This window comes from Anaerobacillus sp. (assembly GCF_046314235.1).
GTDB lineage: Bacteria > Bacillota > Bacilli > Bacillales > Anaerobacillaceae > Anaerobacillus.
Genome location: NZ_JBKBWN010000001.1, coordinates 268,405 through 280,200, shown reverse-complemented (window position 1 = coordinate 280,200; position 11,796 = coordinate 268,405). Strand labels below are relative to the sequence as shown.

Genomic DNA, 11,796 nt, shown 5'->3' with positions numbered 1-11,796 from the left:
GGAGATGAGGTCGCTTTTTTATTTGTGACTAAGTTATTCAATGTGTATTCTGGCTTCTTTTGGTAAATCCTTTAGATAGATAATTTTAAAGGGTGATTAAAATGAATTGTCTTTTACCTACAGGGATAAAAGGGCTTGATTATATTTTAAATGGTGGTATTCCTGAAGGGAATCACGTGATAGTTGTTGGTGAGCCGGGGACTGGCAAAACAACCTTAGGAATTCAATATTTATATAATGGTGCTTTAAAAAATGAAGCGGGAATTTATATCACGTTTGAAGAGCTTCCATCACAAATATATCGAGACATGGCTGGGTTTGGTTGGGATTTGAAAAAACTTGAAGAGATGAAGCTATTAAAAGTGGTTACAATATCCCCTGAAATATTGTGGCGAGAAATGGACAAACCATCTGGTTTATTTGAAGAAATCATCGAAACAATTAATTGTAAGCGGATTGTCATTGATAGCTTAAGCTTATTTCGCTATTTAGCAAGTGATAATTCTGAAATCAGAAAAATAATTTATAAATTTAAAAACATTCTATCAAAGCATAAACTAACATCCTTAATATTAAGTGAGCAATTTTCTTTCAGACAAAAAACAGCTTTTGAGCATTTTGTTTTCGATGGTGTAATCCAACTTGATTTTCGCGAAAAGTTTATGGAGTATAAGGAACGTACGATTGAAATCTTAAAAATGAGGGGCACAAAGATTTTCGAAGGGAAGCATACATATCGCTTTATGCATGATGGACTGAACATCATACCTGCTTATTCTTCGGTTTACTATAGAGAAAATAAGAGGACACCAGTTGTTTCTACGGGTATTCCACAAATTGATCAAGTTTTAGGTGGTGGAGTACCTAAAGGTTCTATTTTCTTAATCGAAACAGACAGTAAAGCAATGCATGATTTGTTAATTGCCTCGATTACAAGTCAAAGAATAAAAAAAGGAGAAAAATTCCTCTTTCTACTGCCTAGCGCAACAAATATCCAGGAACTATATGAGACGTTTCTTTCATTTGATGTCGATTTAAAGGATAATGCCCTCATGAATAAAGGCATGTTTATTGAACAGTTTAATCGTCCGATTCCTAATGATATAAAATCGAAAGTTGTAAATGTATCGCATTTAGAAAATGATGACTATTGGACGTATATTAAGAATGAATTAGCACCATTGATAATGGAGGATATAAATTCAAGTAGTGAGTGGTTTATTAGCTATGATGTAAACTCTGGTATTGATAAACGTGGAAGTCAGTTCATAAAAAAAGTCTTTGGAGATTTAGTAGCACTCGAAAAGGCTTTAGGTGTGACGGTGTTTATTACATGTAATATTGAAAAGGTTGATGCAGAAATAAGAGCTTTATTGCAATATAATTCTAATGGGGTTATTCAAACTTGGTACAATTCAAAATATCAATACATGCAAGTAACTAAATCGCCGCTAGGTCAGCTATCACAGCCATTAATAGTGGAGGCTACCTCAACCCCGCCATTTTTTCGATTAATGTAAGGAGCGATTAATTAGATGACTTCAAAAAGGCAGTTACTTGAAAGGGAATGTAAACAATATTTTCGTGAAAACTATTTTAGTTACGAGTCATACCAAAGCCTTGCGGTAAAAATAGGGCGTGCTGAAGATGAATTATGTGATATTATAGATTGTTTAGTAACGGACTCTTTTTTAAAAGCAAGAGGCGAAGGGAGCGAGAGAATTTTCTCGTTAAATATGGAAGTTGAACATGAAGATGATCTATCTCACAATAAAATGTATCAGGATATAAAAGAAAAGGTCAACATGCTACATGAGCTAACAAATAGAGAGAAAGAAGTGCTTATATTTATGATGGACGGCCTAAGTAATATTGATATAGCCGAAGAGATGAAGATTAGTAAGCACACTGTAAAAAATCATATTAGTAACATCTTTTATAAGCTCGATATAAAAGATCGCTTACAATTATTTAAAAGAATATATGAAAAAAATTAGTAAAAGTAAACCCCTTTCATGGGGTTTTTGTTTTTGTGAAATAGTAATGTATTCCTAGAACGTACGCTCCTATCCTTCTTTAAATAGGCTACTAAGGGGATTGTTTGGTAGAGCTGGCGATGGGAAGATAGAGATAAGTAATTAGTACTACTAACGCTACATAAATCATGACAATAGCAAAATTAAGAAAGAGGGATTTTTGATGAGTATTAAAAACAAATTGTTACTAGGTTTTGGTATCATTTTGCTCTTAACAACAGGTATGAGTTTTTTAATGTACAATTCATTACAATCAGTATCTAGTAATTTTGACTCGTTCACTGAAAGAGATATGCATTTATTAAATCTATCAAAACAAATTCGCTATGAAGACCTAGCCCTTACTGATTCTTTAAAAAGTATTATGCTTGAACCAACCAATAGGGATGAACGAGTGAAATATGATGTTCATGTAGAACAAATTACGAAAACATTTGATGAAGTAATACCGCTTTTAGTGACAGAAAGAGGAAAAGAAATCTTTGCGGAGCTAAACAATTATAATGATCAATTGGCAGAATTAGAGGCTGAAATTATTACACAAGCATCTGTCAACCGAGTAAAAATGTCAAATATATATAGTGGAGATTATGCGAAGGTTAGAGAGGTCTTTAGTCGTAACTTGAATGAATTTGAAGAACTTCAAACCCAACGAATTGCTAGTATTATTGAAGAAAACCAGTCCTATGTTCAGACTCGCTCTATCATAAATATTGTGATTTTGGTTGTAAGTATTTTTATTGGGATTTTAATTGCGATGCTTATTTCAAGGGCAATTACAAAGCCAATTGCAGAGGTGTCAAATAAGTTGCGAGAATTATCTAACAGTGAAGGAGACTTAACTGTTAGACTAGAGGTGAAGAGTAATGATGAAATAGGACAGCTTTCATCTTCATTTAATTCGATGATCGAAACAATCCAAACATTAATTGCACAGGTTCATGGAACAACGAAGCATGTAACTTCAGCCACTGAAGAGTTAGCCGCGGGGGCAAGTGAATCAACAAAAGCTGCAAATGAAATTGCAATGGCCATACAAGATGTGGCAATGGGAACGGAAACTCAATTACAGGGTGCTACAGAATCAGCCAAAGCGATTGAAGAAATGACAGTTGGCATCCAACGTATTGCAGAAGCGTCGTCAGTAGTAGCCGAAACATCAATAGGAACTACTGAGGAAGCTGAAAATGGTAACGAAGTCATTAAAACAGCGATTCAACAAATGCAAACAATTAATTCGTCTGTAAATGGATCTGTTTCGGTGATAGATAGTCTTGGCAATCGTTCGAAAGAAATTAGTCAAATTATTGATGTAATTGCCAATATCGCTTCACAAACAAATCTATTAGCATTAAATGCAGCTATTGAAGCTGCAAGAGCTGCAGAACATGGAAAAGGCTTTGCGATAGTAGCTGATGAAGTCCGGAAGTTAGCAGAGCAATCAGCATCTTCATCTAACCAAATAGCTAAGTTAATCGAGCAAATTCAAATAGATACAAAGGTATCGATCCAGTCGATGGATATTGTGAGTAATGACGTTCAAAAGGGAATGACATTAGTGAACCAAGCTGGTGACGTATTTATCCGTATTGTTGATGCAGTACAGAAAGTAACAGAACAAATTCAAGAAATTTCAGCAACGTCAGAACAAATGTCTGCTAGTTCACAACAAGTAGCGGCATCAATTCAAGAAACAAGTAAAATTGCTGAAGAATCGTCAATGAATTCGCAAAATGTAGCGTCATCATCAGAGGAGCAATTAGCGCTAATGGAAGAAATATCTTCTTCTGCACAATCTCTAAATGATATGGCCCAAGAGTTACAAAATTTAGTTGGTAAGTTTAAAATTTAATGCGAAGCGCCACTATCTCTATAGATAGTGGTGTTTTATTTATGATAAAACAGAACTTTAAAGTAATCTAAAAAAGTACTTAACCTGTGACAAAAATCATGTTCTAATACGTAAAAAAATTACCAACATCTAAACAAGAAAAACTATGGTAAAATAATAAAATGCTCTAGTATAACGTCGATAAAGGAGTCTTACTTGAAAAATAAAAAGATACTACTTATATATTTTATTTTTGGATTTATCTGGGTTTATCTAACTGACTATCTAGTTGGGCTATACATTCCTTTGGACTGGCTCTTGGTAGTACAAAAAATAAAAGGAACTATCTATGTTCTAATAACGGGTATAATTATTTACTTTGCACTTATTAAGATGGACGAATTAAATAATTCAAAAGAACAAGAAGAAAAGCTAACAACACTTATTAACTCAATGGTAGATTTTGTTTGCTTTAAAGATGGTGAGGGCTGCTGGATTGAAGCGAATAACTTTGGGTTAAGATTATTCCAATTAGAAGATGTAGATTACCGTGGAAAGAAAGACTCCGAACTTGCCGAATGTACAGAATTTTACCGGGAAGCACTATTATTTTGTGCAAGGTCAGATGAAGAGACATGGAAAAATGGAGAGATCACACGCTTTGAAAAAAACATTCCACTACCTGATGGAACGGAGAAAAATTTTGATACGATTAAGGTACCGTTATTCAATGAGAATGGAACAAGAAAAGGTTTAGTGGTCATTGGGCGTGACATTACTGATAGAAGAATTGCCGAAGAACAAGTTAGAAGAAGTGAAAAACTTTCAATTGCAGGAGAATTAGCTGCAAGTGTTGGTCACGAAATTCGTAATCCTTTAACATCAATTAAGGGCTTCGTGCAGTTACTTGAGGAAAAAGATCAGGGAAATAAATTGTACTATGAGATTATGTCTAAAGAGCTAAACCGAATAGATCATATTGTTGGTGAGCTATTATTGCTAGCGAAACCGCAAAAAATTTATTTTTCTAAAAATGACCTGTCAATAATAGTGTCAGATATTGTGTCTTTACTTGAACCTCAAGCAAATATGAATAACGTTTCTATTCATTTTGAAGCAAAACAAGCAGTGATTATTGACTGTGAAGAAAACTTACTAAAACAGTTATTTATTAACATTATTAAAAATGCAATAGAGGCATATAGCGAAAAAGGAACTGTATGGGTGGAAATAACTAAAGTTAGTTCAGAGAGCGTATTAGTTACGGTAGTGGATAAAGGCTCAGGAATTTCTGAAGAATTCTTAACGAGACTTGGTGAACCTTTTTATTCTTCTAAAGAAAAAGGGACTGGACTAGGTCTAACTGTTAGTCATAAAATTGTTGAACGACACAATGGGACTATTCGTTACTCTAGTCAAGAGAGAACGGGAACGAAAGTCGAAATAGAGTTGCCAGTGAAAAATTCAATAAAATAGGAATAAAAGGGGCTGTTAATGAACAGTCCCTTTTATTTGATGTCAGCTCCGAGCGCCAGCTGCTCCTGCGGTTACTCGTCGCAAAATTGCGGTGAAGTAGCTCAAAGAAGTGTTTGGCTCGAGGTCAAATAACCCGCCAGATAAAAAAGTGGAAAAGCGCACTCCTAGCTCCTGCGGTTACTCGTCGCAAGGCTAGCAAGATGATTATTCAAGAAGTTGCTTGTCAGAACATTTGCTTGTCAAAGCACAGCGGGCGCTCTGCGCTTTTCTAACTATTTGGTTTCATCAGGTTTTTGACCAATATAAAAATCTGGGTCATCATGAAGATTATTTGTATTTTCCCTCGTGATTTCGCCGTCTCTTACCTCTACTTTTGATCGTACGTCATCATTACCAAGGGCAGCAGCATCAGAGTTTTGCACTTTATTTATCTTGTTTTTGTTTTTAGCCACAACCTCACCTCCAGACAAAGTTAATGTTTCCTTTTTGGAGACATTTATCCAACTCAACAAAAGGGAAGTTGATCGTATTGACAAAATCAAGATTTTAATAAATTTAGAATGACTTCATTGGTTAGGTTTGGAACTATTTCAAATGAGTAAGATAGGTCTACTCGCTCATATTGTTTATGGGCATCAAAGCCGTATGGACCGATATTTATAACGGGTACATTTATGTCACGAATATCTTGATAGTTCACAAAAAGTTTCGAACCCCAGCATGGAGTGTTATTTGAGACTGCACTTATCCCCTCCTCATCATCACTTAAGGCGACAAAGCTCATATCGGAAATGTATGGGAAAAAGTTTCTTGTTACTATTGGATTTGGATAATTAGGTTGAACTTTGCTAACAGCTAAATCCAATGAAGAAATTAAGTTTCTCTCTAACTGATCCTTTCCTGAAACCTCAATTCTTGGTGAGTATAAAGATGAATAGAAAACAATAATTGCAGGTGTTCTATCACTCATCCATTTCCAAGCTTCTTCAACAATTTTGGCGGAAAACATTCTTGTATCTAACTCATTGTCTTGAAGAAGTTGCTGTTTAATTTCAGCCATATGGGCGGCATACGCATCGCCATGTTCTGCCATTAACAATTGATCCATCTCTTCGTAGGTCATTACTCGTACTTGCCAAGGTATGTCAATGTATGGTTGATTACTCATCTTACTAAATAATTGATACCGTTCTTTGAAGGTTGCAAGAGCTCTGTCAAACGCAATTTCAGCGTGGCACTTCAACTTATCGAGTACTTCCTTTGGCGACCAAGAGTGGATGAAAAAATTAAAATATACATAGGCGGCCAGGGCTGTTTGTACAGTATAGGATGGTTTTAAATCCATTAGTTTTAACGATACTGGTGGAACAGTCGTTTCTCCAAACGCTTCGTTACAAAGTTCAGGATTATAGCTAATTTCCCTTGTCAGTTCTGCAGCTATATAATTAGGGTCTAACCCTTCAAAGCAAGAGCCTACATGTGTCTCAGCACCTGTAATGAAAAAGGATGGTAGAAGTTTACCAACGGTTCCTTTATAAATATACCGATTAGGATCTCCTTCGTAACGTGGAGAGACGAAGTCTGAATTGATTGCGCCAGCATATTCAAATTGATGAGCTTCTTTTAACTCTTTTAATAATGGCAAAGCAGATAAGATCCCGTGAGAACTATCTTCTTCATCACACTCGATAACAACGACTAAATTACCTTCAAGCTCGTCGGGATGTTCTGAATAGTACTTTAATAAATAGAGGTGACTTGCTACCCCACTCTTCATGTCTAGAACACCGCGGCCAAACATATAATCATTAGAATGTAGATGATTTTCTACAATTTTAGGAAGTTGTTCTTCTTTTAATGCTTCTAGTAATTCCTCAGGGTAACATGCTTTGTTTTTTAGATGATTAAAATCTTCAATTCCAACAGTGTCCAAATGCCCCATTAAAATGACTGTTTTATTACTTTGCTTTTTCGTTCCTTTTACAAAAGCAATGACATTATACCTTTCACGATCGTCATTCGTTGTTTGTTGTTTCATAACAGCTTCAGGGTTTTGTCGGAAATATGGATATGAGGAGATTAAAGTGTAGATCGCTTGGCTAATTTCTTTTTCGCCTTCTGTATTAACAATGCTTTCAATATTTACTAGTTGGTTTGTTAAAAAGTAGATTTCTTCACGGCAATTTAGCATCTTTTTACCCCTTTACTTAAAAATAGGTTTTGGCTCTATTATAAACGAAGTGAAGATAGCTTAATATATTATCCTAATGTGATTTTAGAGAAATTATTTTGTTTTGTAATTAAAACACCGTTATGAAGAACCTCTCCGGTTCCTAGTATAAATTTTGCGTTTGTGTAAGCTTTCATTGAACTCCTCCTAAATAATAATTCGTATACCTAAATAAATCATAAAGTAGATTTGAGTAATTGTAAAATTCTTTATTATTGAAATATTTCTGTGAAAAAGTGTGTAAAATTGTGTAAAATAGGGTAAAATGGAAGAATAGAGGAACTTCATGAAAGGAGAGGAGTTTAGATGATTAAGTGGTATAAAGAATCTAATAACAAATTACTATTAATCATTCTGTTCAGTGCTTTTATTGGTATTGCTTTATATGCAGGAACAGTTACAGCGATCAAGGCGACTGATACCGGGGAATTTTGTTCAAGTTGCCATGTTATGGACACAGTGTATGAATCTTTTAGTAGATCGCCGCATGGTAAGTTGGACTGTAATGATTGTCATGCGCCAACGGATAACATTGTTAACAAAATGGTGTTTAAGGCAAAGGCTGGGATGGGGCATATTTATATGAATACATTAGGGGCCAGTAAAATTCCTGATGTACTTCATGCAACAGAATCCTCAGTTGAAGTAGTTAATCAAAATTGCATTTCTTGTCATCAGTATACACTTGAAAACGTTGCTCACGACTCAAAAGGGACATGTATCGGCTGTCACCGTCAAGTTCCCCATGGCTTAGGAATTTTTAAATCTCCTGACTGGCATTTAAAACTGAATATTGATGCAGCCAAATAGAAGGAAGGGTGAATAGGATGAAAAAAATTAATCAAGTATGTAAACTTTTGATAATCGGTTTTGTGTTAATTATGCTTGCTGCATGTTTAGGTCGGGAAGAGTTAACGATTAATGATCCTGATCCTTTAACAAATCTTTCTCCTGATGAGTACTTAAACTCTGCATTTAAAGATGCATTTCCAATCCATTATGAAAGCTACTTAAGAAATATGGGGAATGGAGCCCCACCTGTTTCTAAATTTATACCTGAATACGAGCCTTATTTGCCGATCTTGTTCGCAGGTTTTCCGTTTGAACAAGAATACAATACGACAAGGGGACATACCTATGCGGTTGAGGACGTCTTAAATATAGCGAGAATATCCGATCGATCGATAGGCTCATGTATGACTTGTAAAAGTACAATTGTGACACCACTACTTAAGGAGTTAGGAGACGATTATTGGGCTGCGAATTTCAGAGGTGAGTTATTACCTTTATTAGAAGAGATGGCAGCTGTTGGTGGTTTAGAAGAGTTGGGAGAGTTTGGCCATGTTTCGATTGGGTGTTCGGATTGCCATAACCCTGTCACAATGGAATTGAGAATTACCCGCCCTTCATTAACGAATGCATTAGGTCGCCAAGGGATTGAAATAAATGAAGCAACAAGGAATGAAATGCGTACGTATGTCTGTGCTCAATGCCATGTTGAATATTATTTTGAACCTGAACTGAAAAAAGTTACTTTTCCTTGGGATTATGGAACGAAACCTGAAGAGATGTTTGAATATTTTCAAACGACAGCTATCGAACAAGGCTTTGAGTACGACTACATTCATGCCGTATCAGGAGCGCCCATCCTAAAGGCGCAACATCCAGAGTATGAGTTATGGAGTTATGGCTCACATGGGAGAGCGGATGTTTCTTGTTCAGATTGTCATATGCCGTTTGAAAGAAGAGATGATCGCCGAAAAATCTCATCTCATTATTGGGTATCGCCTCTAGAAACTATCGAACAATCATGTCGAACTTGTCATTCTGATAAAACAGAACGATACATTGTTCAAAGGGTCGGAGAAATTCAACAACGTCATTTAGATGCAGTTCACGATGCTCAAGATCTTACTGTTGAAGCACACTACTTTGTAAATAGAATGATTACAGCAGGAGTTGCTCAAGACCAGATTTCACAAGCTCAGGCATTCGTTCGTGAAAGTCAATGGTATACGGATATTATTGCTGCAGAAAACTCAGACGGGTTTCATAACCCACAAGGTAGTATGGACACATTACGAATGGCATCAGATGCGGCAAATAATGCCATCAAACTAGCAACAGAAGAATTGTTAAAGGTAAATGTCGATCTTGAGGAGCTACGCTCAGAAATTATTAAGGTGAAGCAAGCTGTATATAATGAAGAAGATCCATTCCTTAAGCATACTCACGCTACAAATAGTTTCTTCCCAGCTCAAAAATAATAGAAAGTAAAGCATAAAACAACGAACCATTCTTGTTTTATGCTTTTTTTCTTATCTAATGTCATAATCTTGTATTTCTCAAAAAACGTTGAAACGGCTAGCGTTTAAAAGTAGAATATAATATGTGTTTAGTTAGGGACAAACAATGCGATTGGGGAGTTCATAATTTAGCTTTCCAATGCTTAAAAATGTTAGGAGAATTATTAATGCGGATGATTAGCATTTTAGAGTACGATCGAAAATCAATGCAGCTTGCAGAACCGATTGTAGATTATCGGAAGCGAGTTTTATTAGCAAGCGGTTCAACCATCCATCCGAAATATATGGAGAAATTAATACAAATCGGCATTAGATATATAATTATCGAAGACGCAAAGTCAGTAGGTATTACTTTAGACGAGATGATTGATATGCCAACTTGGATTGATGCGATAACAAGTGTTGAAACTGCGTTTGAACGAGTGAAAAAGCAGCAAGAACTTGTTATTTCTGAATTGCAGGAAACCGTGAAAAAACTCATTAATGAAGTTTTACAAAGAAAAGCGATTTTTCTTATCCCAACGTCCACCATTGATCAGAAATTATCACTTTATGCCCATGCCGTTAATGTTACGCTTATTGCTCTTCAAATAGGGAGGAAGTTAAATTTAAATCAGTTGCAGCTAAATTCACTCGGACTAGGCTGCCTTCTTCATGATATCGGTAAGTTATTAACGAATAACCATACTCTTCATCCGGAAAAGGGCTACCAATTATTAAAGTCAAATCGTGAAATATCATTATTAACTTCCCACATTGCCTATCAGCATCATGAGGCCTTTGATGGTTCTGGTTTTCCAAGGGGATTGAAGGGCAAAGATATTCTTGAATTTGCACAAATTTGTAGTGTTGCTAACGATTATGAAAATATGATTTCTCAAGAGGGAGTCCAGCCACATGAAGCTATCGAGAGAATTATGGCCTTATCAGAAAAGAAATATAGCCACGCAGTAGTACTTAGTTTTACTAATGGTATTATTAGTTACCCACCTGGAACTCATATTCGTTTAAATAATGGCTTGTTTGGAATTGTTACTAGAATTGATAGTCATTTGCACCGGCCAATTGTAAAGGTAGAAGGTATTAGTGAAGAAGTCGATTTAAGCGAACAATCAACATTATTAATTGAAAAAGTATACAATGACGACTTAGGTTGAGGATAATATTTTTTGTGCGTCTTTATGTCCAATTCAAATGACATCAAAACAACCTTCTATTAGATGTCGCTGGATTCCCTTGAACAAGCCTCTAAAATTCGTTAGAGTTTTACAGCGAAGAGAAAGGGAAGCCAGCGACGCTTCATTTTTAAATATTTTCCCTTTTAATATAGAGAAAAGACGAATAAAATGAATAGGTGTAATAATTCTTTCCTAAGGAAAAAATAATAAATAAATTCATCATTTTAGATTAAATTAACGAGGGTAGTGATATAAAATGAAATATTTTAAACCAGATTTTGAGTTTGATCATTTTACTGATTTAACTTTTGAGCTCTTGAAAACACATAATATTCATACGATTTTTTCTGATTTAGATAGCACCTTAGCTGCACATAATCAACTCGGTGATGATCAATTTACAAAGTGGCATGAGACCCTAGAGGCAAATGGGATTAAATTAGTTGTAGTTTCGAACAATAGTCAAGGTCGAGTAGATCGCTTTACAAAACCTTATCATATTTTAGGTTATGGAAGATGCAATAAACCGTTAATTGGCACGATCCGAAAAATTATGGCTGAAATTAATGTTAAAAGTTCTGAAAGTCTGTTTTTAGGGGATCAGTTGTTTACAGATGTTTTATGTGGAAAACGACTAAATATGAAAACAGTACTTGTTAAACCATTGGGAGAAGAACATGAACCGTTGAGGGTACGTTGGAAAAGAGGCTTGGAGGCAAGCATAAAAAAGCGTTGGTAA

Annotated in this window: 10 protein-coding genes; 8 read left to right on the top strand and 2 right to left on the bottom strand. The window is 35.4% G+C overall.

Going from position 1 to position 11,796, the window contains the following annotated elements:
- Window positions 1-101: 101 nt before the first annotated feature.
- The 4 genes from ACK4M9_RS01300 (at window position 102) to ACK4M9_RS01285 (ending at window position 5,343) form a co-directional block, all read left to right on the top strand.
- Window positions 102-1,520, top strand: coding sequence for an ATPase domain-containing protein (locus tag ACK4M9_RS01300; protein WP_409846992.1), 1,419 nt, complete (start codon window positions 102-104; stop codon window positions 1,518-1,520).
- A 15-nt stretch (window positions 1,521-1,535) separates the two neighbouring features.
- Window positions 1,536-1,997, top strand: coding sequence for a LuxR C-terminal-related transcriptional regulator (locus ACK4M9_RS01295; protein WP_409846990.1), 462 nt, complete (start codon window positions 1,536-1,538; stop codon window positions 1,995-1,997).
- 202 nt (window positions 1,998-2,199) lie between these two features.
- Window positions 2,200-3,888, top strand: coding sequence for a methyl-accepting chemotaxis protein (locus ACK4M9_RS01290; RefSeq protein ID WP_409846987.1), 1,689 nt, complete (start codon window positions 2,200-2,202; stop codon window positions 3,886-3,888).
- 195 nt (window positions 3,889-4,083) lie between these two features.
- On the top strand, window positions 4,084-5,343 hold the full coding sequence (locus ACK4M9_RS01285) for an ATP-binding protein (protein ID WP_409846985.1): 1,260 nt from the start codon (window positions 4,084-4,086) through the stop codon (window positions 5,341-5,343).
- Between the two features lie 272 nt (window positions 5,344-5,615).
- Here ACK4M9_RS01285 and ACK4M9_RS01280 read toward each other — a convergent pair whose 3' ends face one another.
- Both ACK4M9_RS01280 and ACK4M9_RS01275 read right to left on the bottom strand, forming a co-directional pair.
- Window positions 5,616-5,795 (bottom strand): hypothetical protein, encoded by a 180-nt coding sequence (locus ACK4M9_RS01280; RefSeq protein ID WP_409846983.1) that lies wholly within the window; start codon window positions 5,793-5,795, stop codon window positions 5,616-5,618.
- An 86-nt stretch (window positions 5,796-5,881) separates the two neighbouring features.
- On the bottom strand, window positions 5,882-7,534 hold the full coding sequence (locus tag ACK4M9_RS01275; protein ID WP_409846980.1) for a M20/M25/M40 family metallo-hydrolase: 1,653 nt from the start codon (window positions 7,532-7,534) through the stop codon (window positions 5,882-5,884).
- Between the two features lie 345 nt (window positions 7,535-7,879).
- On the opposite strand from ACK4M9_RS01275, the gene ACK4M9_RS01270 reads away from it, so the two are divergent.
- The 4 genes from ACK4M9_RS01270 to ACK4M9_RS01255 all read left to right on the top strand — a co-directional run bounded on the left by ACK4M9_RS01270 (window position 7,880) and on the right by ACK4M9_RS01255 (window position 11,796).
- Window positions 7,880-8,383 (top strand): cytochrome c3 family protein, encoded by a 504-nt coding sequence (locus ACK4M9_RS01270; protein ID WP_409846978.1) that lies wholly within the window; start codon window positions 7,880-7,882, stop codon window positions 8,381-8,383.
- Between the two features lie 17 nt (window positions 8,384-8,400).
- Window positions 8,401-9,840 carry an ammonia-forming cytochrome c nitrite reductase subunit c552 gene (locus ACK4M9_RS01265; protein WP_409846975.1) on the top strand — a complete coding sequence of 480 codons (1,440 nt, stop codon included), beginning with the start codon at window positions 8,401-8,403 and terminating at the stop codon, window positions 9,838-9,840.
- A gap of 206 nt (window positions 9,841-10,046) precedes the next feature.
- Window positions 10,047-11,036 (top strand): HD-GYP domain-containing protein, encoded by a 990-nt coding sequence (locus tag ACK4M9_RS01260; RefSeq protein WP_409846974.1) that lies wholly within the window; start codon window positions 10,047-10,049, stop codon window positions 11,034-11,036.
- A gap of 277 nt (window positions 11,037-11,313) precedes the next feature.
- Window positions 11,314-11,796 carry a YqeG family HAD IIIA-type phosphatase gene (locus ACK4M9_RS01255; RefSeq protein ID WP_409846973.1) on the top strand — a complete coding sequence of 161 codons (483 nt, stop codon included), beginning with the start codon at window positions 11,314-11,316 and terminating at the stop codon, window positions 11,794-11,796.

What these genes read in the sequence shown, in the direction of transcription:
- ACK4M9_RS01300 (WP_409846992.1), top strand. Translation starts at nt 102, where the DNA reads ATGAATTGTCTTTTACCTACAGGGATAAAAGGGCTTGATTATATTTTA.
- ACK4M9_RS01295 (WP_409846990.1), top strand. Translation starts at nt 1,536, where the DNA reads ATGACTTCAAAAAGGCAGTTACTTGAAAGGGAATGTAAACAATATTTT.
- ACK4M9_RS01290 (WP_409846987.1), top strand. Translation starts at nt 2,200, where the DNA reads ATGAGTATTAAAAACAAATTGTTACTAGGTTTTGGTATCATTTTGCTC.
- ACK4M9_RS01275 (WP_409846980.1), bottom strand. Translation starts at nt 7,534, where the DNA reads ATGCTAAATTGCCGTGAAGAAATCTACTTTTTAACAAACCAACTAGTA.
- ACK4M9_RS01270 (WP_409846978.1), top strand. Translation starts at nt 7,880, where the DNA reads ATGATTAAGTGGTATAAAGAATCTAATAACAAATTACTATTAATCATT.
- ACK4M9_RS01265 (WP_409846975.1), top strand. Translation starts at nt 8,401, where the DNA reads ATGAAAAAAATTAATCAAGTATGTAAACTTTTGATAATCGGTTTTGTG.
- ACK4M9_RS01260 (WP_409846974.1), top strand. Translation starts at nt 10,047, where the DNA reads ATGCGGATGATTAGCATTTTAGAGTACGATCGAAAATCAATGCAGCTT.
- ACK4M9_RS01255 (WP_409846973.1), top strand. Translation starts at nt 11,314, where the DNA reads ATGAAATATTTTAAACCAGATTTTGAGTTTGATCATTTTACTGATTTA.